This window comes from Micromonospora sp. ATLC16 (assembly GCF_057196645.1).
In genome coordinates this window covers 17,272-39,169 of the sequence record NZ_JBXUOW010000051.1, presented here as the reverse complement: position 1 = coordinate 39,169, position 21,898 = coordinate 17,272, and the positions used below count along the sequence as shown (strand labels likewise).

At 71.1% G+C, this 21,898-nt stretch carries 19 protein-coding genes; 10 read left to right on the top strand and 9 right to left on the bottom strand.

Annotation, left to right across the window (positions count from 1 at the left end; genetic code table 11):
• The 4 genes from AC2CHE_RS19900 to AC2CHE_RS19885 all read right to left on the bottom strand — a co-directional run.
• Positions 1-1,442, bottom strand: a 1,442-nt coding sequence (locus AC2CHE_RS19900; protein ID WP_484506395.1) for an AAA family ATPase, incomplete at its 3' end; no start/stop codon positions are given.
• Positions 1,442-2,590 (bottom strand): exonuclease SbcCD subunit D, encoded by a 1,149-nt coding sequence (locus tag AC2CHE_RS19895; protein WP_484506394.1) that lies wholly within the window; start codon positions 2,588-2,590, stop codon positions 1,442-1,444. The genes AC2CHE_RS19895 and AC2CHE_RS19900, both read right to left, overlap by 1 nt.
• 16 nt (positions 2,591-2,606) lie before the next feature.
• Positions 2,607-4,358, bottom strand: a complete 1,752-nt coding sequence (locus tag AC2CHE_RS19890) for an ATP-binding protein (protein WP_484506393.1) — start codon at positions 4,356-4,358, stop codon at positions 2,607-2,609.
• A gap of 260 nt (positions 4,359-4,618) precedes the next feature.
• Entirely contained in the window at positions 4,619-5,365 is a 747-nt protein-coding gene (locus tag AC2CHE_RS19885; RefSeq protein WP_484506392.1) for a pyrimidine reductase family protein, read from the bottom strand.
• 151 nt (positions 5,366-5,516) lie between these two features.
• Between AC2CHE_RS19885 and AC2CHE_RS19880 the strand changes: the two genes are divergently transcribed.
• From AC2CHE_RS19880 to AC2CHE_RS19855, 6 genes are all read left to right on the top strand, one after another.
• Complete coding sequence (locus AC2CHE_RS19880) at positions 5,517-6,062, top strand: plasmid pRiA4b ORF-3 family protein (protein WP_484506391.1); 546 nt, start codon at positions 5,517-5,519, stop codon at positions 6,060-6,062.
• A gap of 267 nt (positions 6,063-6,329) precedes the next feature.
• Complete coding sequence (locus AC2CHE_RS19875; protein WP_484506390.1) at positions 6,330-7,619, top strand: ABC transporter substrate-binding protein; 1,290 nt, start codon at positions 6,330-6,332, stop codon at positions 7,617-7,619.
• 189 nt (positions 7,620-7,808) lie between these two features.
• Complete coding sequence (locus AC2CHE_RS19870; protein ID WP_484506389.1) at positions 7,809-8,777, top strand: carbohydrate ABC transporter permease; 969 nt, start codon at positions 7,809-7,811, stop codon at positions 8,775-8,777.
• Positions 8,778-8,787: 10 nt separating this feature from the next.
• The gene (locus tag AC2CHE_RS19865; protein WP_484506388.1) at positions 8,788-9,630 is read left to right on the top strand and encodes a carbohydrate ABC transporter permease; all 843 of its coding nucleotides are present in this window, start codon (positions 8,788-8,790) and stop codon (positions 9,628-9,630) included.
• A complete protein-coding gene (locus AC2CHE_RS19860; RefSeq protein ID WP_484506387.1) occupies positions 9,627-11,060 on the top strand; it encodes a GH1 family beta-glucosidase in 1,434 nt (477 codons plus the stop codon). The genes AC2CHE_RS19865 and AC2CHE_RS19860 overlap by 4 nt, the downstream gene beginning before the upstream one ends.
• Positions 11,061-11,140: 80 nt before the next feature.
• A complete protein-coding gene (locus AC2CHE_RS19855; RefSeq protein ID WP_484506386.1) occupies positions 11,141-12,187 on the top strand; it encodes a LacI family DNA-binding transcriptional regulator in 1,047 nt (348 codons plus the stop codon).
• Positions 12,188-12,228: 41 nt separating this feature from the next.
• On the opposite strand, the gene AC2CHE_RS19850 is transcribed toward AC2CHE_RS19855, so the two are convergent.
• Positions 12,229-13,449, bottom strand: coding sequence for an acyl-CoA dehydrogenase family protein (locus tag AC2CHE_RS19850; RefSeq protein ID WP_484506385.1), 1,221 nt, complete (start codon positions 13,447-13,449; stop codon positions 12,229-12,231).
• Positions 13,449-14,501: a phosphotransferase family protein gene (locus AC2CHE_RS19845; RefSeq protein ID WP_484506384.1), complete on the bottom strand. Its 1,053-nt coding sequence runs from the start codon at positions 14,499-14,501 to the stop codon at positions 13,449-13,451. The genes AC2CHE_RS19850 and AC2CHE_RS19845 overlap by 1 nt, the downstream gene beginning before the upstream one ends.
• Positions 14,502-14,649: 148 nt before the next feature.
• Here AC2CHE_RS19845 and AC2CHE_RS19840 point away from each other — a divergent pair, with 148 nt between their 5' ends.
• The 3 genes from AC2CHE_RS19840 (at position 14,650) to AC2CHE_RS19830 (ending at position 19,810) form a co-directional block, all read left to right on the top strand.
• A complete protein-coding gene (locus AC2CHE_RS19840) occupies positions 14,650-15,351 on the top strand; it encodes an ACT domain-containing protein (RefSeq protein ID WP_484506383.1) in 702 nt (233 codons plus the stop codon).
• A 101-nt stretch (positions 15,352-15,452) separates the two neighbouring features.
• Positions 15,453-16,514 (top strand): GNAT family N-acetyltransferase, encoded by a 1,062-nt coding sequence (locus tag AC2CHE_RS19835; protein WP_484506382.1) that lies wholly within the window; start codon positions 15,453-15,455, stop codon positions 16,512-16,514.
• A 452-nt stretch (positions 16,515-16,966) separates the two neighbouring features.
• Positions 16,967-19,810 carry a glycoside hydrolase family 9 protein gene (locus tag AC2CHE_RS19830; protein WP_484506397.1) on the top strand — a complete coding sequence of 948 codons (2,844 nt, stop codon included), beginning with the start codon at positions 16,967-16,969 and terminating at the stop codon, positions 19,808-19,810.
• Between the two features lie 155 nt (positions 19,811-19,965).
• On the opposite strand, the gene AC2CHE_RS19825 is transcribed toward AC2CHE_RS19830, so the two are convergent.
• The 3 genes from AC2CHE_RS19825 to bioB are packed head-to-tail and all read right to left on the bottom strand — an operon-like array spanning position 19,966 to position 21,669.
• Positions 19,966-20,472, bottom strand: a complete 507-nt coding sequence (locus AC2CHE_RS19825) for a GNAT family N-acetyltransferase (RefSeq protein ID WP_484506381.1) — start codon at positions 20,470-20,472, stop codon at positions 19,966-19,968.
• A gap of 4 nt (positions 20,473-20,476) precedes the next feature.
• Positions 20,477-20,674: a biotin synthase auxiliary protein BsaP gene (bsaP, locus tag AC2CHE_RS19820; protein WP_484506380.1), complete on the bottom strand. Its 198-nt coding sequence runs from the start codon at positions 20,672-20,674 to the stop codon at positions 20,477-20,479.
• Positions 20,674-21,669, bottom strand: a complete 996-nt coding sequence (gene bioB, locus AC2CHE_RS19815) for a biotin synthase BioB (protein WP_484506379.1) — start codon at positions 21,667-21,669, stop codon at positions 20,674-20,676. The genes bsaP and bioB overlap by 1 nt, the downstream gene beginning before the upstream one ends.
• On the opposite strand from bioB, the gene AC2CHE_RS19810 reads away from it, so the two are divergent.
• Positions 21,668-21,874, top strand: a complete 207-nt coding sequence (locus tag AC2CHE_RS19810) for a hypothetical protein (RefSeq protein WP_484506378.1) — start codon at positions 21,668-21,670, stop codon at positions 21,872-21,874. The genes bioB and AC2CHE_RS19810 overlap by 2 nt on opposite strands.
• Positions 21,875-21,898: the final 24 nt, after the last annotated feature.

Here is a 21,898-nt window from a genome sequence, read left to right as displayed (position 1 = left end):
CGCTCGTCCAGCTCGGCAAGCCGAGCCCGCAGCCCGTCATGTTCGGTACGGGCGCGCAGCAGCACCCGCTCCAGGTCCCGCGCGGCAGCGTCGCGCTCGGCGACGGCCTTCCTGGCGGCCTCGCTCGCCGCCCGGGCCGCCTTGCCGGCCGCCACCGCCCTCGCCACGGCCGAGCCTGCCGGAATCGCCGGCACCCGGGCCACCGTCTGCTCGCAGACCGGGCAGGCGTCGCCGTCGGTCAGGTGGACCCGCAACGCCGTCGCCTGATCGGCGGTCTTCGCCTCCTCGTGCGCCTGGAACGCCGCCGCCAGCTCCGCCTCGGCACGCTCGGCCGCTGCCTGCGCCCCGGTCAGTGCCTGCACCGCCGCGTCGTGCTCGACGCCGGCGGCCTCCGCTGCGGCCCGGACCTGCTCTGCCTGAGCGGACAACTGCTCCCGGTCGGCGTACGCCCGCAGCAGCATCCGCAGGGCACTCTCGTCGCCCTCGGCGGTCAACTCGCCGCGCAGCTTCTCCTCGCGCTCCTCGGCCAGCGACACCGCAGCCGCCGCCGCGTCGGACTCGGCCCGCGTCGCGGTAACCGCCCGAGCCACCTCGGCCACCCCGTCCGGCGCCCGGAGCTCGTCCAACGCGGCCAGCTCGGAGTCGAGCGTGGTCAGGGCCGCGGTGGCCTCCCGCACCGTCGTACGCGCCGCTTCCAGTTCCGGTACGGCCGCGGTCACCGACCCGGCCAGCTCCCGCATCCGCTCGACCTGACCGGTGGCCCGTGCCAGCGTGTCGTCGTCGACGTCGGTCAGCCCGGCGAGCAGCTGATCGACCGCCTCCAGCTTCGCCTCCGCCTGCCCGGCCCGGGTCGTGGCCCGCTGCTGCACCTGCTCGTACACGCCGAGGCCGAGCAGGTTGACCAGGATCTGCTGCCGGGTGGCCGGGCGGGCGTGCAGGAAGTCGGCGAACTGGCCCTGCGGCAGCACCACGCAGCTGGTGAACTGCTCGTACGGCAGACCGACCGCCGCCAGCACGGCGGCGTCCATCTCCGCCGGGGTGCCGGCGACCACCTCACCGAGATCCTCCGGACTGAGCCCGGTGTCCAGCTTGGTGGCGTCGAACCCCTCCGGCATCAGCTGCAACCCGGCACCGGCGGTCTTGACGTTGCCCCGGCTGTCCCGACGCACCACCCGGGTGGCGACGTAGCGGGCGCCGCCGGACTCGAAGACCAGTCGGACCCGCGCCTCGGTGGCCGACGGAGCGAGCGCGTTGCCAAGCCCCCGCGTGCCGCCCCACCGGGGCACCGTGCCGTACAGCGCGAAGCAGATCGCGTCGAGCACCGTCGACTTGCCCGAACCGGTCGGCCCGACCAGGGCGAAGAAGTCCGCGTCGGTGAAGTCGATTGTGGTGTCGTCGCGGAAGACGGTGAAACCGGCCAGGTCCAGCCGCATCGGCCGCATCAGTGATCGACCTCCTCGAGCAGTTCGTCGAAGAGTTCCCGGACGCCCTCGTCGGCATGCCCCCGGCTGTCCAGGTAGTCGGCGAACAACTGCCGGGGCGAGCGGCCGGACCGTTGGGCCACCCGGGTGCCGGTGCCGGGCGCCGGCACCAGCTCCGGGTCGATCCGGATCTCCAGGGCCCGGGGCAGCAGTTGCTGCACCTCCTCCCGCAGGCCGGCGCGGGGCTGCTCGCGCACGTACACCCGCAGCCAACCCTCCGGCGCAGTGATCTCGGCGAGCTGGGCGAGGGTGCCGCGTACGGTGCGCAGCGCGGTCGCCGCGGTGACCGGTTCCTCGCGGATCCGCGCCGCCGTGGTCGCGGTGACCTCGACCAGGGTCACCGCCGGGACGTTCTCCTGCTCGCCGAAGTCGACGGCGAGCGGGGCGCCGCTGTAGCGGATCGGGCACGGCCCCTGCACCCGCTGGGCGCGGTGCAGGTGCCCGAGCGCCACGTAGTGCGCGGTACCGGGAAAGACCGAGGCGGGCACCGCGTAACCCATGATGGTGTGCGCGTCCCGTTCCCCGCCGCCGGTGGCCGCGCCGACCACCGTGAGGTGGGCGGTGACCAGGTGCACCCGGTCCGGCTCGTCGAAACCCTCGGTCAGCCGGGCGAGGATGCGGCCCAGATGGTCGGCGTACGTCTGGGTGGTCTCGGCGGCGGTCAACTCGTACATCTCCACCGCGCGGACCGCGTACCGCTGGGACAGGAACGGCAGCGCGGCCAGCCGCCAGCGTTCCCCGCCGGCGGTGCTGCCGTCGATGACGTGTTCGGCCGGATCCTCACGTACGCCGCCGCGCAGGGTGATGCCGGCGGCCTCGGCCCACGGGCGCAGCGCGTCCAGGGCCGGACCGTTGTCGTGGTTGCCGCCGATCGCCACCACGTCCGCGCCGGTGCGGCGCAGCGCGGTCAACGCCCGGGTGACCAGCCGGGTCGCCTCCGGGGTCGGTGCCGCCGTGTCGTAGAGGTCACCGGCGATGACGACCAGGTCGGGCCGTTCCCGCCGGGCGATCTCGACGACCCCGGCCAGCACCTGCTTGTGCTCCTCGGCCCGCGACTGCCCCTTGAGGACCTTGCCCACGTGCCAGTCGGAGGTGTGCAGGATCTTCATTGACCAAGCCTCTGCGCTAGAACGGGATGTCGTCGTCGGCGCCGCCGCCGGACCCGACGACCGCGAACGGGTCGGCGGACTGGGTGATCGAGCGCAGGGTCTGTGCCGGCGCGGCCCCGGCCTCGGACACCCGCGTCGCCCAGGCGGGGAACGGGAACTCCAGACAGAGCGGCACCGGGATGTCCGGCTGGTTGACGAACATCGTGCCCGGCTTGGCCAGCAGCGCGCGTTGCCGCTGGGCGGGCGGGAGGAAACCGTACTCCGGGCGGGACGCCTCGGCCGGATCCAGCCGGCCCACCACCCGGATGGCCGAGTTGGTGACGATTCGCCGCTCCACCTCGCTGGCGGTCTGCTGCGCGCCGATCAGGATCACCCCGAGCGAGCGGCCCCGCTCGGCGATGTCGAGCAGCACCTCCTTGATCGGAGACGAGCCCTCCCGGGGTGCGTACTTGTTCAGCTCGTCGAGCACCACGAACAGCAGCGGCTTGGCGGTGCCGGCCTTCTCCTTACGCTCGAACTCGCTCTTGAGCGTCACACCGACCACGAAACGTTGCGCCCGGTCCGGCAGGTTGTGCAGGTCCACGACGGTGACCTGGGCGCTCTCGGCGGTGTTGATGCTGTGCGGGCGGCGGGTGGCCAGGTCGCCACGGATCAGCCGGGACAGGTCCTTCTTGCTGCCGATCAGCCGGCGGGCGAACGCGTTCACCGTGCCCAGGCCCACCGCGCTGCCCGCCCAGTCGCCGCGCGTCTCGTCGTCGCTGAGCTGCTCGACGACATGGTCGACCAGATCGCCGTAGCTGCCCAGCCGGACGCCGTCGATGCTGACGCCACCGTCGGCAGGCTGGGCGTACCGGGCCAGGTGGGCGGCGACGGAGTGGACCACCATCGTGTACTGCTGACGTTCGTCGTCGGCGTCGGCGAAGACGTACGGCAGGAGGCGGTCGGCACAGAACTCGGTGAGCGTCCAGTAGAAGCTGTCCACGCCGGTGAGCCGACTGCTCACGTCCGGCGTGCCGGAGGAGTCGCCGACCCGGGGCGGCGCGTAGACCCGTACGTCGGGGAAGGCGTCCGCGGCCAGGCCGAGCCGGGCGTACGCGGCCCGGGTCGGATCGTCGAGCCGGGCGTTCGGATGGTCGAGGAAGAGCAGGTCCTCGCCCTTGACGTTGAAGATCAGCGCCTTGGCGTTGACCGCGTCTCCGCCGAGCTGCCCGGAGCGGAACACCGAGTAGAGGAGAAAGGTGGCGAAGCTGGTCTTGGTGGCCACGCCGGAGATGCCGGAGATCGATACGTGCGCGCCCCGGCTGCCGTCGAGGAAGTCGGCGTTCAGATAGACCGGGACGCCGTCCCGGCCGGTGCCCATCGGGATGCGCCGTTCCATTCGGTCGAAGTGCAGCGCCCGGGCGCGGGCGTCGCCCTCGGCCCGGTGCACCACGGCACCCGGCTGCGGCGGCACGTAGAACTCGGGATCGACCCGGGTGGTGGTGATCTCGGCGGCCTCCTGCACCATCGCCGGCAGCGTGCCGTCGGCGATGGCGAAGACGTCGGAGTCGAACTGCGCGCCTTCGTGCCGCGCCCGGACCTGGGTGACCACTCCGGCGATGGTCACCGGCTCCCGGTCGGGCAATTCCCGCCGGGTGACCACCACGTCGTCGAGCTGGAGATAGCTGCCCGGGGCGACCGCCGTCCAGAACTGCAGGGGAGTGGCGTCGGCGGTGCCCAGCACCCGGCCCACCCCTTCGCCCGGGCCGTCGAACCCCTGGTCGGTCATCGGGCAACTCCGCTCGGTTGGTCGTCGCGGTCGGCACACACGCCCTGCATCCTGCCGGAGGAGTACGACAGGTCGCCACGCGACGCGGCGCAGGCCACGTAACGACATCGCGCCGAACGCGCACCGCGATCGGACGCTGACGGTGGGTGCCCGGGCTCCGTGCGACAAAGCCCTGGGCTGGCTATCCGTGAGCTGCCGAACCGCCGGGCCACGCCCGCCGACGACCGGCCCGTTCACCTCGGAGGGCGCGGAATCACCCGTCAGTGCCGGGCGTGCCGGAGCAGCAGGGTGCCGTCCTCGGCGCGCAGCACGTGCCGTAGCGGCAGGCGCCGGGCGGGACTCGGGTCACCGGCGGTGATCCGGCCGGGCCCGGCCCCGGCTAGCAGCGGCGCGACGGAGAGGCACACCTCGTCGACCAGGTCGACGGCGGTGAGGGCGCCGAACAGGTGCGGCCCGCCCTCGCAGAGCAGTTGACCGAGCCCACGACGACGCAGGTCGGCCAGCCCGGCGACCAGGTCGACCCGATCCTCACCGTGGCGTACCAGGTCGGCAACGGCGGTCAGGCCGGACGGTGCGGGCGCGTCCCGGCGGGTCAGCACCACGGGGCGCACGGGTGCGTCGGCGAAGGCGGCCTGGGTCGGGTCGAGGTTCAGGGTGCCGGAGACCACCACCAGGGTCGGGTACTCGGCCAGTCCGCGCGCGCGCCGCCAGGCCCGCCGTCGCTCGTCGAGCCGGATCGCCCGGTATCCCTCGTGGCGCAGTGTGCCGGCGGCCACCAGCAACGCGTCGCAGAGCATCCGGAGCAGTCCGAAGACCCGCTTGTCGGCGGCACCGGACAGCCCGGCCGAGTAGCCGTCGAGGCTGACCGCGCCGTCGACGCTGGCCACGAAGTTCATCCGCAGGTGCGGCTGCTCGACGCGGCCGTACCGGGCGATGAGCGCGTCGTCGTCCACCGGCTTCGGGGACGGGTCCGGCCAGAGGACGGAAATTGGTGCTCCGTCGCTCATTCGCCGGCCGGACCGGTGACGGGAGGGGTCGGTCGGGAGGTACGGTGCTGGCAGTCGCACCAGTTCCGGCCCGGGCAGTCGTCGTGCCGTCGCGCCCGGCACGCTCGGCAGATCATGCTCGCAGCCTATGCCGTGGAAGGATGGGACACCCATGCCGCGTCAGATTCTCCAGCTGAGGATGTCCCTGGCCGGGGTTCGCCCGGCGATCTGGCGTCGGGTGCTGGTGCCCGGCGGCTACACCCTGGACCGGCTGCACCGTGTGGTGCAGCACGCGATGGGCTGGCGCGACTGCCACCTGCACTCGTTCGAGATCGACGGCGTGCAGTACGGCGAACCCGACTCGGACGGCGAGCTGTCCCTGCACGACGAGCTGGACGTCCGGTTGGACGCGGTGCTCGGCAAGGGCAGCCGGTTCCACTACACGTACGACTTCGGCGACTGGTGGGAGCACGACCTGCTGGTCGAGGACGCCTTGACCGCCGAGGCGGACGAGCGCTATCCGCGCTGCCTCGACGGGGAGCGGGCCTGCCCACCGGAGGACGTCGGCGGGCCGCAGGGCTACCTGGTGCTGCTCGCCGCGTTGGCCGAGCCGGGCCATCCGGAGCATCAGACGATGCGGGACTGGGTGGGTGCCGGTTTCGACCCGGCGGCCTTCGACGCCGGCCGGGTCGACACCCTGCTGCGTCGCCTCTGCTGACCGCCGCTTCCGGGCCGGGAACCCAACCGTCCTTCCCGATTGTCCGCCGGGTCAAACGAGCTGCGTGGTAACGATCTGGGATCGCTCCCACCGGACTATTGACACTCCTGACACCTGCCGGCAATCTCATGGGAGCGTTCCCAGGAGGCGTGGATCACATGGTGCGCCTTTGGACGTCGACGCCGGCTGACGCAGCCGGTGCCGGCAGGCGCTGCGGCACCCCCCACCAGAGACAAATGCAGCCTCACCATCGAAAGAGGGGTCAGGATGAGCCTCACCACGCGGCGTTCCCGCATGGCGGCAGCCACCCTGGCCGCGATCACCGCTGTCGGCGGTCTCGCGGCCTGTGGCAATGACGACGACACGCCGGCCGAGGGCGAGAAGCCCGCGAAGCTGGTCGTCGACACGTTCGGCGAGTTCGGCTACGACGAGCTCGTCAAGCAGTACGAGGAGCAGACCGGCATCAAGATCGAGCTGCGCAAGACCGCACAGCTCGCCGAGTACCGGCCGAAGCTGGTCCGTTACCTCGCCACCGGCAAGGGCGCGGCCGACGTGACCGCCCTGGAAGAGGGCATCCTCAACGAGTTCAAGGCCAACCCGCGCAACTGGGCCGACCTGACTCCGCTGGTGTCGTCCGAGATCGCCGACGACTACCTGCCCTGGAAGTGGGAGCTGGGCAAGGCGCCGGACGGTCGGCTGATCGGCCTGCCGACCGACGTCGGCAGCCTCGCGGTCTGCTACCGCAAGGACCTGTTCGAGGCCGCCGGCCTGCCCGCCGAGCGGGACGCGGTCTCCGCGCTCTGGCCGGACTGGAACGGCTTCCACCAGGCTGGCCAGAAGTACAAGCAGGCCACCGGCAAGGCGTTCATCGACTCGATCACCGCCGTTTCCAACGGCGTGCTGTTCCAGCAGGGCAGCGACCTGTTCTACGACAAGGAGAACAACATCATCGCGGACTCCAGCCCCGCGGTGAAGGCTGCCTGGGATACCGCCACCTCGATGGTGGACATCTCCGCCAAGGCGTCCACCTGGTCGCCCGAGTGGTCCGGCGGCTTCAAGCAGGGCACCTTCGCGGCCACCTTCTGCCCGTCCTGGATGCTCGGCATCGTCGCGGACAACGCCGGTGAGGAGAACAAGGGCAAGTGGGACGTGGCGGCCGTGCCGGGCGGCGGCGGTAACTGGGGCGGCTCGTGGCTGGCCGTGCCGGAGCAGAGCAAGTACCCGGAGGAGGCGGCGAAGCTCGCCGAGTTCCTGACCAACGCCACCAGCCAGGTGGAGGCCTTCAAGGCCAAGGGCCCGCTGCCCACCAACCTGGAGGCGCTGAAGGACGAGGCCTTCCTCAGCTACACCAACGAGTACTTCAGCAACGCGCCGACCGGCAAGATCTTCGGCGAGAGCGTCGCCCAGATCGAGCCGATCCACCTCGGCCCGAAGCACCAGGCGGTCAAGGAGAACGCGTTCGAGCCGGCGATGCGGGCGTTCGAGAACGGGCAGGCCAGCAAGGATGCGGCCTGGGAGCAGTTCACCAAGGACGCCCAGACCCAGGGCGCCTTCTGAGTGATTCCCTTCCGGTGGCGTTCGGGACTACCCGAACGCCACCGGTCGGTCCCCACCGCGCAGCATCCTGCGCGAGGGCCCCCGGGCCTCGCTGGAAAAGGAAACTCGAATGAGCGAGCGTAAGCGAGCGAATCATCACCTCAGTGCCGTGGTGCCTCGTGGCGGCACGGAGCGCAGCGGAGTGTCGTCATGAGCCTGTCGGCCACGACGGCGCCGCCGTCGCCAGCAGCACCACCTCCCGACGTCCCCGCCCGACGCCGGCGGGGCTATCTCTTGAACCGCCTGGATCTCAAGTACTCCCCGTACCTCTACATCGCGCCGTTCTTCCTGATCTTCGGAGCCTTCGGGCTGTACCCGATGTTGCGCACCGCCTGGATGTCCCTGCACGACTGGGACATGGTCGGCGAGCACACGTTCATCGGGTTCGACAACTACACCGAGCTGATCTCCGACGACTACTTCTGGAACGCGCTGGTCAACACGTTCGGCATCTTCGCCCTGTCGACCATCCCGCAGCTGCTGATGGCGCTGTTCCTGGCGAACCTGCTCAACCAGACCCTGCTGCGTGCCAAGACCTTCTTCCGGATGGCCATCTTCGTGCCGAACGTGGTGTCGGTGGCCGCCGTCGCGATCGTCTTCGGCATGCTGTTCCAACGCGACTTCGGCCTGTTCAACTGGTTGCTCGGGCTCGTCGGGGTGGACCCGATCGACTGGCGTACGCAGGAGTGGAGTTCCTGGACGGCGGTCGCCACGATGGTCAACTGGCGGTGGACCGGCTACAACACCCTGATCCTGCTCGCCGGCATGCAGGCCATCCCGAAGGATCTGTACGAGGCGGCGGCCATCGACGGGGCCAGCCCGTGGCGGCAGTTCTGGCAGATCACCCTGCCGATGCTCAAGCCCACCTTCATCTTCGTGGTCATCCTCTCCACGATCGGTGGCATGCAGCTGTTCACCGAGCCGCTGCTCTTCGGCAACGGCAGCATCATCGGCGGCAACCAGCGGGAGTACCAGACGCTGGCCATGTACATGTACGAGAAGGGCATCTACAACCTGAGCACCGCAGGTTACGGAGCAGCGGTCGCCTGGGCCATCTTCATGATCATCGTCTTCGTGTCGCTGATCAACTTCGTACTCGTCCGCCGCGCGGCCAAGTGAGGAGAGATCGATGACCTCGGCCTCGAAGCGCCTGTGGCGCACCAGTCCACTCACCTACATGGCGCTCGTCCTGGCGGCGCTACTGTCTATCTACCCCTTCTACTACATGATCGTGATCGGCACCCGCAGCCTGGAGTCGATCAACGACGTGCCACCGCCGATGACCCCGGCGGGCGCGTTCGGCGACAACTTCGGGCGGGTGCTCGACAACGACGCGGCCAACTTCCTCAAGGGCCTGATGAACTCGATCATCGTCTCCTCGGTGGTCACCGTGTCGGTGGTGCTCACCGGCTCCCTGGCCGGCTTCGCCTTCGCGAAGCTGCGCTTCCGCGGTCGTAACGTGCTGCTGCTGGCGATCATCGTCACCATGATGATCCCGACCCAGATGGGCCTCATCCCACTCTGGGGCATGATGCAGTCGCTGGGGTGGTACGACACCCTCTACGCGGTGACCGTGCCGTTCCTGGTGAGCGCCTTCGGCGTCTTCATGATGCGGCAGTACGCCAGCCAGGCGATCTCCGACGAGCTGATCGAGGCCGGCCGCGTCGACGGTGCCAGTACCTTCCGGATCTACTGGAACATCGTGCTGCCCGCGCTGCGCCCAGCGGCCGGCGTGCTCGGTCTGCTCACCTTCATGGAGACCTGGAACTCCTTCCTCTGGCCGTATGCGATCCTCACCCCGGAGAACCCGACCCTGCAGGTCTCGCTCTCCTTCCTCTCGTACGCCTACTACACGGACTACTCCCAGGTCTTCGCCGCCACGGCGGTCGGCACCATCCCGCTGGTGCTCGTCTTTCTCCTCTTCGGCCGCCAGATCATCGGCGGCATCATGGAAGGTGCAGTCAAGTCGTGAGCAACCCCGCCAACCCGCCCGCCGTCGGCGTCCTCGACGAGCGTTCGCCGCTGACCTTCCCGCCCGGCTTCCTCTGGGGAGCGGCGACTGCCGCGTACCAGATCGAGGGCGCGGCGAACGAGGGCGGCCGGACCGCATCGATCTGGGACACCTTCAGCCACACCGAGGGCCGGACGGTCGCCGGGCACACCGGCGACGTCGCCTGCGACCACTACCACCGGCTCGGCGACGACGTCCGGCTGATGGCCGAGCTGGGGTTGCAGTCCTACCGGTTCTCGGTGTCCTGGCCCCGGGTGCAGCCGGGCGGGTCGGGTCCGGCGAACGCCGAAGGGCTCGACTTCTACCAGCGCCTGGTCGACGAGCTGTTGGCCAACGGGATCGAGCCCTGGCTCACCCTCTACCACTGGGATCTGCCGCAGGAGTTGGAGGATGCCGGCGGCTGGCCGGCCCGGGACACCGCCGCCCGGTTCGCCGACTACTCCCTGTTGGTGGCCGACGCGCTGGGCGACCGGGTGAAGTACTGGACGACGCTCAACGAGCCCTGGTGCTCGGCCTTCCTCGGGTACGGCTCCGGGGTGCACGCCCCGGGCCGCTCCGACGGGGCCGACGCGGTCCGGGCCGGACACCACCTGATGCTCGGGCACGGGCTCGCCGTGCAGGCGCTGCGTACGGCGGTGCCGCAGGCGCAACTCGGGGTGACCGTCAACCTGTACCCGGTCACTCCGGCCAGCGACGCGCCGGGCGATGTCGACGCGGCCCGGCGGATCGACGCCCTGGCCAACCGGTTCTTCCTCGATCCGATCCTGCGCGGCGCGTACCCCGACGACCTGGTGGCCGACCTGGCGAAGGTGACGGACTTCAACCACGTTCACGACGGCGACCTGGCCACCATCTCCACCCCGTTGGACGTGGTGGGCGTCAACTACTACAGCCGGCACGTGGTGGCCGCGCCGATCCCCGGCGAGCAGCCGGAGGCCTACTGGCGGGACCAGGCCTGCTGGCCGGGCAGCGCGGACGTCCGGTTCGTCACCCGGGGAGTCCCGGTGACCGACATGAACTGGGAGATCGACGCTCCCGGTCTGGTGGAGACGCTGCGTCGCGTGCACGAAGAGTACACGGACCTTCCGCTCTACGTGACCGAGAACGGCTCGGCCTTCGTCGACGAGGTCGTCGACGGGCAGGTCAACGACACCGATCGGCTGGCCTACTTCGACGCCCACCTGCGCGCCTCGCACGAGGCGATCAGCGCGGGCGTCCCCCTGCGGGGATACTTCGCCTGGTCGCTGATGGATAATTTCGAGTGGGCCTGGGGCTACACGAAGCGGTTCGGCATGATCTACGTCGACTACGACAAGCAGACCCGCATCCCCAAGTCCAGTGCCAGGTGGTACGCGGAGGTGATCCGACGCAACGGTCTGGCCGCACAATAGGCGATGGCCAGCCAGTAACGGGCGGCCCGGCACCAGCGCTGATGAGGTGCCGGGTCCGCCTGACGTCGGAGGAGCAGACGATGACAACGCAGCGCACCCGGTCGCTCGGGCGGCCGACGCTCGACGCGGTCGCCGCCCGCGCCGGAGTTGGCCGTGGCACGGTCTCCCGCGTGGTCAACGGCTCCCCGCAGGTGAGTCCGGAGGCCCGGGCCGCCGTGCAGCAGGCCATTGCCGAACTGGGGTACGTACCCAACCGCGCGGCTCGGGCGCTGGTCACCCAGCGGACCGACTCGGTGGCCCTGGTGGTCAGCGAGTCCGGCGAGCGGATCTTCGCCGAGCCGTTCTTCGCCGGCATCGTCCGGGGGATCAGCTCCGCCCTGCTGGAGACGCCGTTGCAGCTCTGGCTGGCCATGGCCCAATCACCGCTGGAGCGGGAGCGGGTCGAGCACCACCTGACCAACCAGCACATCGACGGCGTACTGCTGCTGTCGCTGCACGACGACGATCCGCTGCCCACCCTGCTGGAGGAGCGTGGCCTGCCCACCGTGCTCGGCGGGCGGCCCGCGCGGATGCTGCACCCCGAGGCGCAGCCGGCCTCGTTCGTCGACGTCAACAACGCCGGCGGGGCACGCCAGGCCGTCGAGTACCTCGCCGGCCGGGGACGGCGGCGGATCGCCACCATCGCCGGTCCGCAGGACATGGGCGCCGGCCTGGCCCGGTTGTCCGGCTATCGGGACGCGGTCCGCACCGCCGGGTTCGGCGTCAACCCCGATTTGATCGCGTACGGCGACTTCAGCGAGGAGAGCGGGGCGACGGCCATGCGGGGGCTGCTGGAGCGTTGCCCCGACCTGGACGCCGTGTTCGTTGCCGCCGACCTGATGGCCTTCGGCGCCATGCGGACGCTGCGGGAGGCCGGCCGCCGGGTGCCGCAGGACGTGGCCGTGGTCGGCTTCGGCGACGAGCCGATCGCCCGGCAGGCCAACCCGCCACTGACGTCGGTGTTCCAGCCGGTGGAGGAGATGGGCCGGCAGATGGCGCGGCTGTTGGCCGACCGGATCCGCGGCGACGAGTTCGCCACTCCACACGTCGTCCTGGACACCCAGTTCGTCGAGCGCGCCACTGCCTGAGCCACGCGCCACCCCGAGCCTTGCGGGCGGTGTGGCGGCGCTCAGGCGGGGGCGGTCCAGCGGCGTAGCTCGCGCTTGGCGAGGCTGTTGCGGTGCACCTCGTCGGGGCCGTCAGCGAGGCGCAGCGTGCGGGCCTGGGCCCAGAGCGCCGCGAGGGGAGTGTCCTGGCTGACTCCGGCCGCGCCGTACGCCTGGATGGCCTTGTCGATGACCCACTCGGCCATCGCCGGCGTGGCGATCTTGATGGCCTGGATCTCGGTGTGGGCACCCTTGTTGTCGACGGTGTCCATCAGCCAGGCCGTCTTGAGGACGAGCAGCCGGGCCTGTTCGATGCGGACCCGGGCCTCGGCGATCCACTCGCGTACCACGCCCTGCTCGGCGAGCGGGCGGCCGAAGGCGACCCGCTCGACGGCTCGGCGGCAGAGCAGTTCCAGCGCCCGCTCGGCCATCCCGATCAGGCGCATGCAGTGGTGGATCCGGCCGGGGCCGAGCCGGGCCTGGGCGATGGCGAAGCCGGTGCCCTCGGCACCCACCAGATTTTCCGCTGGCACCCGTACGCCGTCGAAGTCGATCTCGGCGTGCCCGCCGTGCGAGGCGTCGCTGTAGCCGAAGACGCGCATGCCCCGGCGGACGGTGACCCCGGGGGTGTCACGGGGGACCAGGATCATGCTCTGCTGGCGGTGCCGGTCGGCGTCCGGGTCGGTCTTGCCCATCACGATGAAGATCTCGCAGGCCGGGTCCATCGCGCCGGAGGACCACCACTTACGGCCGTCGATGACGTAGTGGTCACCGTCGCGGCGGATCGAGGTGGCGATGTTCGTCGCGTCGGAAGAGGCCACGTCGGGCTCGGTCATGCAGAAGGCGGAGCGGATCTCACCGGCCAGCAGCGGGGTGAGCCAGCGCTCCTGTTGGGCGGGGGAGCCGAATTCGGCGAGCAGCTCCATGTTGCCGGTGTCCGGTGCGGCGCAGTTGAGCGCCTCCGCGGCGAGGTGTGGGCTGCGGCCGGTCAGCTCGGCCAGCGGAGCGTACTGGAGGTTGGTCAGCCCGGCGCCGTGGCGCGGATCGGGCAGGAAGAGGTTCCACAGTCCGCGTCGACGCGCCTCGGCCTTCAGTTCCGCCAGCACCGGCGGGCGGGCCCACGGGTCACCGGCGGCGACCACCTGGGCGGCGTGCACCGGCTCGGCCGGGTACACGTGCTGCTCCAGGAACTCGGCCAGCTCCGTGCGCAGCTGCTCGGTCCGGGCGTCGTACGCGAAGTCCATCAGGTCTCCCTCACCGCGGTCAGTCCGTGTGCAACCAGCGGGGCAACGAGGCCGCCGATGGTGTCGAAGCCTTCGCCGAGCGTCTGGCCGAGGGTGTGCCGGTAGTGGATGCCCTCGCAGATGACGGCGAGTTTGAAGCAGCCCAGCGCGATGTGCCAGTGCAGGGGACCGACGTCGACGTCGCTGCGGCCGGCGTACCGGGCGATCAGCTCGTCGCCGTTGGGGAAGCCGGCGCGCGGGCCGAGGCCGTCGGCGACCGGGTTACCGGCGGAAGCCGCGCTGCCGCCGAGCACGTCCCAGTACGTCAGCAGCAGCCCCAGGTCCGCCAGGGGATCGCCGAGGGTGGCCATCTCCCAGTCCAGCACCGCCGTCACCGTGACCGGGTCGACGGTGGCGAGCAGGTTGTCCAGCCGAAAGTCCCCGTGCACGATCCGACCGGCGTTGGCACCCTCCGGCGCGGTGCCGGCGAGCCGGTCGCGCAGCTCGTCGATGCCGGGCAGCGGTCGGCTGCGGGATCGGTCGAGCTGCCCCGACCAGCGGCGGACCTGCCGGGCCAGGAACCCTTCCGGGCGGCCGAAATCGGCCAGGCCGACCGCTGCCGGCTCGACCGTGTGCAGCGCCGCCAGGGTGTCCATCATCGTCATGGCCAGTCCGTGTCGCTGCTCGTCGGTGAGCCGGTCGGTGCGGGAGCGGCTGCGGAACACCTCGCCCGGCACCCGCTCCATCAGGTAGAACGGCGCTCCCAGCACCTCCGGCTCGGGGCAGAGCAGCAGGGCGCCGGGCACCGGGACGTCGGTCGGGGCAAGCGCCGAGATGACTCGGAACTCCCGGGTCATGTCGTGCGCGGTGGCCAGCACGTGCCCGAGCGGGGGACGGCGCAGCACCATCTCCCGATCGCCGGTGTGCACCAGGTAGGTCAGGTTCGACCGGCCGCCGGCGATCAGCTCGGCCCGTAACGGGCCGGCGGCCAGATCGGGGCGGTGCGCCGCCAGGTGGCTGCGGAGCCGGTCCAGATCCAGACCGGCGGGCGAGCCGGCGGTCGGTACGGTCATCCGGACAGTCCATGGCAGCTCCGACGGGTTGTCAAGGTCAGGTTTGACCTTCGGGACATGCCGCCGCAACAGGGACGAAATGGTCAACTGGCAGGCTGATGCCAGCCTGCCGGCCAGTGTGCCGGCCCGCCGAGCGGAGGGGTTTGAGATGTTGCTGCGCGTTCGGGTCACCCTGCCGGACCGTCCAGGCACGCTCGGTCAGGTGGCGCGCACCCTCGGCGTGTCCGGGGCGGACATCGTCCAGGTGGTCGTGCTGGAACGTCTCGGCGGGCGGGCGGTCGACGATTTCACGGTGGTGTGGCCGGGTGCCGGGCGGGTGGAGCGGTTACTGGCCGGCCTGGCGGCGATCCCCGGCGTGCGGGTGGACGGTGTCTGGCGGGCGATCGGCGCGCCCACCACCACCGGCCAGGACGCCGAGCTGCTGGCCCAGGTCGCGGCCAACCCGACCGACGGGCTGGCGACCATGGTCGACGCGGTGCCCGGGCTGCTCGCCGCCGACTGGTCCGTCGCCGCGATGGTGCCGGTGGACTGGGCATCGCGTACCGGAGGTGGCGGTGCGACGGTCGGGCACGCCAGTTGGCGTACCCCGGTGCCGCCGAAGCTGCCGGAGGTGACCCCGCTGCGCGCCCGGTCGATGACCGCGCCCGACGGCAACCATTTCGCGGTCGCACCGTTCGGGCGGGCCGGGCTGGTGCTGGTGGTGTCCCGCGAGCACAGCGAAACCCTCAAGCCGGCCGCCTTCCACTCCACCGAGGTGGATCGGCTCGCCCAACTGGTCCGCGCCTGCGCCGTGATCCTCGGCGACCGGCTCGACCTGGTGGGCGTTCCGCCGGTCAGCGCCAAGCCCTGAGCGGGTGTGACGCAGACCGCAGGGCCGATCGCGGCTGGACATGGTGAGGCAACCGACCGGCAACAGCCGCGGACGAGGGTGGCTCGCGAAGGGAGGCGACGATGACGCTGTGGCGGATCCGAGCCACCGTGGACGACCGGCCGGGTTACCTGTCGGTGCTCACGGCGAGCCTCGCGTTGCGTGGAGTCAACATCCTCTCCGTGCAGGTGCACACCACCGAGCACGCTGCCGTCGACGACTTCCTCGTCGACGCGCCGGACACCCTCGACGAGGCGGGACTGCTCGCCGCGGTCGAGCGTGGCCGGGGGCGGGACTGCTGGGTGGCGCGCAGTGAGGCGCGTGGCCTCGCCGACCAGCCGACCCGGGTACTCGGGCTGGCGACCCGGCTGGTGCACGACCCGGACGCGACCGGCGAGGTGCTGCGGGCCCTGCTCGGTGCCGACGAGGTGACCTGGCGGGCCGCGCCGGCCCTGACCCGTCCGGGCATCGAGGACATGACGATGCTGCTGGCCGATCCGAACGGCGGGTCGTACACCCTGCGCCGGGCCGCGCCGAGCTTCACCCCCGCCGAGTACGCCCGCGCCCAGGCGCTGCTCGAACTGGGGGCCACCGCCGTCCGCCGCAGCACCGAGCAGGTCACCGTGGTCCTGCCCGACGGTGCCGAGCTGACCGTGCGCCCCGCCGTGGCGGACGACCTGACGGCGGTGGTCGAGTTGCATCAGGCCTGCTCGGTGCGCAGCCGGCAGCGCCGCTATCTGGGGGGTGCGGGTCTGCCCTCCCCGGCCCGACTACGTCGGCTCCTGGAGCCGGCCCGCGGGCTGACCCTGGTCGCCGCGACGACCGGCTCCGGCGGGGCGGCGGAGTCGGTCGTCGCGATGGCGAACCTGCTCGCCGAGGGCGACGAGGCCGAGTTGGCGATCCTGGTACGCGACGACTGGCAGCGCCGTGGGCTGGGCTCGACATTGCTGCGTCGGTTGACCCGGCAGGCCGAGTCGGCCGGCTACGCCGCGATGGTGCTGCACGTCCAGGCGGACAACGCGCCGATGATGCGTACGCTGCGCCGGTTGTCCCGACCGACCACCGTCCAGCGGGACGGTGCCCTGCTGACCATGACCGTGCCGTTGGTCGCCGAGGAACCGGCGGCGGCGAAGAGCGCCGGCTGACGGCTCAGACGACCGGCCTCCGGTGCGGAGTCCGGTGAGGTGGGCAGGATTCCCGGTGCGGGAGTCCTGCCCGCCGCGTGTCTCGCGGCCGGGAGCCCGCCAGAGACCAGGTTTCGCAATGTAGGTGGTGTCACCGGCCTGGTGGTCGAACGCCTCACCGGTGGCAACGCCCGACGGGTTCGCCGGGCGGGCTTCCCAACCGCCGGTACCCGGATTACATTGTCAACTATCCATGGGAGCGCTCCCGGTCCTGTTGGAGTCACCTCGCCACCACCACCGTCGGCAGCCGTCCACTCCGACGCGGGCACGCGTCCGGTCGATGCCGTCGGGCACGCATCGACAGGAGTAGTCGCATGCACCTACCCCCACGGTCGGGCCGCGTCCTCGGCAACCGACCTCAGCCGGATCGGCCCTCGCCGCGCCACCGTCCCGACCAGCCCTGGCCCCGCCGGATGCTGGCCGCCGTCACCGCGCTCGCCGCCGGCCTCGCGCTTGCGCTCGGCGTACCCGCGACCGGTGCCGCCGCCGCACCGACCGACGGTGCCGGTGCCGCCGCCGCGCCGGCCTTCAACTATGCCGAGGCGCTACAGAAGTCCCTGCTGTTCTACGAGGCGCAGCAGTCCGGGGAACTGCCGGACTGGAACCGCGTCTCGTGGCGCGGGGACTCGGCGCTCCGCGATGGCTCGGACGCCGGACTCGACCTCACCGGCGGCTGGTACGACGCCGGTGACCACGTGAAGTTCGGCTTCCCGATGGCGTTCAGCGCCACGATGCTGGCCTGGGGTGCGGTCGAGTACCGGGCCGGGTACGCCGCCGCCGGACAGCTCACCCACCTGCTGAACAACCTTCGTTACGTGAACGACTACTTCATCAGGGCGCACCCGTCGCCGAACGTCCTCTACGGCCAGGTAGGCAAGGGCGACGACGACCACAAATGGTGGGGGCCGGCCGAGGTGATGCCGATGGCGCGCCCCGCGTACAAGATCGACGCGAGTTGTGGCGGCGCGGACCTGGCGGGGGAGACCGCCGCCGCGATGGCCGCCTCGTCCATGGTGTTCCGACCCACCGACGCCGCGTACGCCGACAAGCTGCTGACCCACGCGAAGCAGCTCTACACCTTCGCCGACACGGTGCGGAAGAACTACCACGAGTGCATCACCGACGCGACCAGCTTCTACCGCTCGTGGAGCGGCTACCAGGACGAGCTGTGCTGGGGCGCCCTCTGGTTGTACCGGGCCACCGGTGACGCCGCGTACCTGGCCAAGGCGGAGAGCGAGTACGACAAGCTCGGCACCGAGCCGCAGACCACCACCCGCTCCTACAAGTGGACCGTCGCCTGGGACAACAAGCAGTTCGGAGCGTACGTGCTGCTGGCCAACCTGACCGGCAAGCAGAAGTACGTCGACGACGCCAACCGGTGGCTGGACTTCTGGACGGTCGGCGTCAACGGCGAGCGGGTCCGGTACTCGCCCGGCGGAATGGCGGTGCTCGACTCGTGGGGCGCGCTGCGGTACGCCGCCAACACCGCCTTCGCCGCGCTGGTCTACAGCGACAAGACCACCGACGCGACCCGTAAGGCGCGCTACCACGACTTCGCCGTCCGGCAGATCAACTACGCGCTCGGCGACAACCCCCGCAACTCCAGCTACGTGATCGGCTTCGGCGCGAACCCGCCGAAGAACCCGCACCACCGCACCGCGCACGGCTCCTGGTGGGACAGCATGACCGTGCCCACCGAGACCCGGCACACCCTCTACGGCGCGCTGGTCGGCGGGCCGTCCTCGCCGAACGACGCGTACACCGACAACCGGTCGGACTACGTGATGAACGAGGTCGCCACCGACTACAACGCCGGCTTCACCTCCGCGCTGGCCCGGCTGTCCCAGGAGTACGGCGGCACCCCGCCGGCCAACTTCCCCGTGCCCGAGCAGCCCGACATCGACGAGCTGACCGTGGAGACCACGGTGATGCAGAACGAGACGCGGGCCACCGGCATCAAGGCGATCATCTACAACAAGTCGGCCTTCCCGGCCCGGGCGCTGACCGACGCGAAGTTCCGCTACTACTTCCGGCCTGACGGCACCGGCCCGGTGCAGGTGACCTCCAGCTACACCCAGGGCTGTCCGGCGCCGACCACCGCCCGCCAGGCCAGCGGTGACCTCTGGTACGTCGAGGTCGACTGCACCGGGCACACCATCGCGCCGGCCGGCCAGTCGCAGCACCGGATGGAGGTGCAGTTCAAGGTCGGCGTGCCCGAGGGCGGCACCTGGAACCCGGCGAACGACCCCTCGTACCAGGCCACCGCCGGCCCGAACCGCAACGTGCCGCTCTACTCCGGAGGCGAGGTGGTGTGGGGTTCGGAGCCCGCGCCGGACGCCCCCGACACCACCCGGCCGACCACCCCCGGCACCCCGGTGGCCACCTCGGTCAGCCCTCGCGCGGTGAGCCTGACCTGGGAGCCGTCCACCGACTCCGGCAGTGGGATCGACGTCTACCTCGTCAGCACCCGCCAGGTCGGCAGCGACGCGATCGTGTTGCACAACGCCAGCACCAACTCGCTGACGATCGACGTGACACCGGCCCGGACGTACGAGTTCAGCGTGCAGGCCCGGGACAGGGCCGGCAACACGTCCTTCTCCTCACCGACGCTGACCGTGACGACACCCGCCGTCGACACGGGTGACACCGTCCCACCGACCAAGCCCGGCACGCCCACGGTCTCCGCGGTCACCTCGACGAGCGCCACGCTCACCTGGGCCCCGTCGACCGACAACGTGGGCGTCGTCGGGTACCGGATCTACCGTTCGTACCTGGTCGACACCCTGATCGACACGGTCACCGAGCCGACCTACAGGCTGACCGGCCTGACTCCTGACAGCGCGACCCCCTTCTACGTGGTCGCGATCGACGCGGCCGGCAACACCTCACCGCCCTCGGGCACGGTGATGGTGACCACGTCGGCGCCGCTGCCCACCTCGCCCTGCCGGGTCACCTACGGCACCAACGACTGGAGCGCCGGTTTCACCGCGAACATCACCATCACCAACACCGGCACGACCGCGATCAACGGCTGGACGCTGGCGTTCAGCTTCCCGAACGCCGGGCAGCGGGTCGGCCAGGGTTGGTCGGCCACCTGGTCCCAGACGGGTGCGGCGGTGACCGCCACCAACCTGTCGTACAACGGCAACCTGGCGCCGGGCGCGTCGGTCGGCCTCGGCTTCAACGGCACGCACACCGGCAGCAACCCGAAGCCCACCTCGTTCACGCTCAACGGCGCCACCTGCACCATCGCCTGAGGGCCGATCGCCTGACCTCGGCGGCGTCGTGTCGCGTGACAGAGCAGCTCACTGCGCCTCGGTGGGTTCGCTATCGCGGCCGGACGCCGTCGAGGGCCAGGCACCTTCGCGCAGCGGGCTCGGCGCACGCTGCGCACGACCGGCGGGTGACGGGGTCAGTCGGCCAGTTCGTCGGCGAGCAGGTCCATCAGCAGGCCGTCGCGCCAGCGGCCGTCGGCACCGCGCTCGTAGCGGCGCAGCACCCCGACCGGGCGGAAACCAACCTTGGCGTACGCCCGGATCGCGGGGGTGTTCGCCGCGGCCGGGTCGATGGTGAAGCGGTGATGGCCGTAAGCGTCGATCAGGTGCCGAACCAGGGTGCGGATGGCGTCGCCGGCGAGCCCGCCACCGCGTACCGACGGGTCGAGGAAGATGTCCAGGCTGGCGTGCCGGTAGTCGGGGTCGTCCTCGGCGTACCACTGGATCGCGCCGACCACCCGGTCGCCGTGCTCGATGGCGTACACGGTCAGGTCGTCGTCGGCGAGATCGGCGGCGACGGCGGCGACCAGGTCGTCGTCGCCGCGCCACCAGCGGCGCACCTCAGGCTCGGCGCGGATCCTCGCCAATGCGGCCACGTCGTCGGCCGTCGCCGGTCGTAGCGTCACCGCCGTGCCGCGCAGCATCCGCTCAGCTCCACATCTCGCCGTGCTCGACGCAGATCGCCGACCAGCCGACCGGCAGCACCTGCACCTTCATCCGACGCCGGCACTCGGCGCAGTACCGGGGCGGCTCCAGGACCCGGGCCGCCGCACACTGCTCGTGCGCGCCGGACGCCGCCGCTTCCCCGCACCTGTCGCACCAGGTCCGACCTGCCACGGCCGGCATCACAGGGTCGCCGACAGCGCCTTGACCGGCATCTTCAGCTCGTCGAGCAGCGTGAGGTCGTCGGTGGCGGGTCGACCGAGGGTGGTCAGGTAGTTGCCGACGATCACGGCATTGATGCCGCCGAGCAGCCCGTCGCGGGTACCGAGATCACCCAGGGTGATCTCCCGGCCGCCCGCGTACCGCAGGATGGTGCGCGGCATGGCCAGCCGGAAGGCGGCGATGGCCCGCAGCGCGTCCTTGCCCTCCACCACCTGGCGGTCACCAAGCGGCGTACCCGGCCGAGGGTTGAGGAAGTTCAACGGCACCTCGTGCGGATCCAGCTCGGCGAGCTGCGCGGCGAACTCGGCCCGCTGCTCGACCGTCTCGCCGAGGCCGAGGATGCCGCCGCAACAGACCTCCATGCCGGATTCGCGGACCATCCGCAGGGTCTCCCACCGCTCCTCCCAGGAGTGCGTGGTGACCACGTTCGGGAAGTACGACCGGCAGGTCTCCAGGTTGTGGTTGTAGCGGTGCACCCCCATGTCGACCAGCTCGTCGACCTGCTTCTGAGTGAGCATGCCGAGCGAGGCGGCGACCTGGATGTCGACCTCGGCCCTGATCGCGGCGACGCCCTCCCGCATCTGCTTCATCAGCCGGGCGTCCGGGCCCCGGACGGCGGCCACGATGCAGAACTCGGTCGCCCCGGTCGCGGCGGTCTGCTTCGCCGCCTGCACCAGCGATGGAATGTCCAGCCAGACCGACCGCACCGGCGAGGTGAACAGGCCGGACTGGGAGCAGAAGTGGCAGTCCTCCGGGCAGCCGCCGGTCTTCAGCGACACGATGCCCTCGACCTCGACCTCCGGGCCGCACCAGCGCATCCGCACCTCGTGGGCGAGCTGGAGGGTGGCGGACAGGTGCTCGTCGGGCAGGTTCAGCACGGCGAGGACACCGGCCTCGTCGAGACCGACGCCGTTGTGCAGCACCTGGTCCCGGGCCCGGTCGAGGATCTCTGGCATGGCACGTACCCTACAAGGCCGCCGCGTCGCCCGGTCCGACCCGGCCGCCCGGTGGCTCGACGCGACGGCACCGTCCGGCGCGGGTGGGGCCGAGCGTCGCACCGGTGGCGCGGTCGGCACCGGCCTGAGCTGGCGCGGCGAGCCGTACGCCGCCACGCCGGTCTGGGTATCCCGGGTGGTAACTTCGCCCGGCGGAAGCGACTGACGGGCGGAAACCGGCGGAAGGGAC

What these genes read in the sequence shown, in the direction of transcription:
- AC2CHE_RS19895 (WP_484506394.1), bottom strand. Translation starts at nt 2,590, where the DNA reads ATGAAGATCCTGCACACCTCCGACTGGCACGTGGGCAAGGTCCTCAAG.
- AC2CHE_RS19890 (WP_484506393.1), bottom strand. Translation starts at nt 4,358, where the DNA reads ATGACCGACCAGGGGTTCGACGGCCCGGGCGAAGGGGTGGGCCGGGTG.
- AC2CHE_RS19885 (WP_484506392.1), bottom strand. Translation starts at nt 5,365, where the DNA reads ATGAGCGACGGAGCACCAATTTCCGTCCTCTGGCCGGACCCGTCCCCG.
- AC2CHE_RS19880 (WP_484506391.1), top strand. Translation starts at nt 5,517, where the DNA reads ATGCCGCGTCAGATTCTCCAGCTGAGGATGTCCCTGGCCGGGGTTCGC.
- AC2CHE_RS19875 (WP_484506390.1), top strand. Translation starts at nt 6,330, where the DNA reads ATGAGCCTCACCACGCGGCGTTCCCGCATGGCGGCAGCCACCCTGGCC.
- AC2CHE_RS19870 (WP_484506389.1), top strand. Translation starts at nt 7,809, where the DNA reads ATGAGCCTGTCGGCCACGACGGCGCCGCCGTCGCCAGCAGCACCACCT.
- AC2CHE_RS19865 (WP_484506388.1), top strand. Translation starts at nt 8,788, where the DNA reads ATGACCTCGGCCTCGAAGCGCCTGTGGCGCACCAGTCCACTCACCTAC.
- AC2CHE_RS19855 (WP_484506386.1), top strand. Translation starts at nt 11,141, where the DNA reads ATGACAACGCAGCGCACCCGGTCGCTCGGGCGGCCGACGCTCGACGCG.
- AC2CHE_RS19850 (WP_484506385.1), bottom strand. Translation starts at nt 13,449, where the DNA reads ATGGACTTCGCGTACGACGCCCGGACCGAGCAGCTGCGCACGGAGCTG.
- AC2CHE_RS19845 (WP_484506384.1), bottom strand. Translation starts at nt 14,501, where the DNA reads ATGACCGTACCGACCGCCGGCTCGCCCGCCGGTCTGGATCTGGACCGG.
- AC2CHE_RS19840 (WP_484506383.1), top strand. Translation starts at nt 14,650, where the DNA reads ATGTTGCTGCGCGTTCGGGTCACCCTGCCGGACCGTCCAGGCACGCTC.
- AC2CHE_RS19835 (WP_484506382.1), top strand. Translation starts at nt 15,453, where the DNA reads ATGACGCTGTGGCGGATCCGAGCCACCGTGGACGACCGGCCGGGTTAC.
- AC2CHE_RS19830 (WP_484506397.1), top strand. Translation starts at nt 16,967, where the DNA reads ATGCTGGCCGCCGTCACCGCGCTCGCCGCCGGCCTCGCGCTTGCGCTC.
- AC2CHE_RS19825 (WP_484506381.1), bottom strand. Translation starts at nt 20,472, where the DNA reads ATGCTGCGCGGCACGGCGGTGACGCTACGACCGGCGACGGCCGACGAC.
- bsaP (WP_484506380.1), bottom strand. Translation starts at nt 20,674, where the DNA reads ATGCCGGCCGTGGCAGGTCGGACCTGGTGCGACAGGTGCGGGGAAGCG.
- AC2CHE_RS19810 (WP_484506378.1), top strand. Translation starts at nt 21,668, where the DNA reads ATGGCACGTACCCTACAAGGCCGCCGCGTCGCCCGGTCCGACCCGGCC.
- bioB (WP_484506379.1), bottom strand. Translation starts at nt 21,669, where the DNA reads ATGCCAGAGATCCTCGACCGGGCCCGGGACCAGGTGCTGCACAACGGC.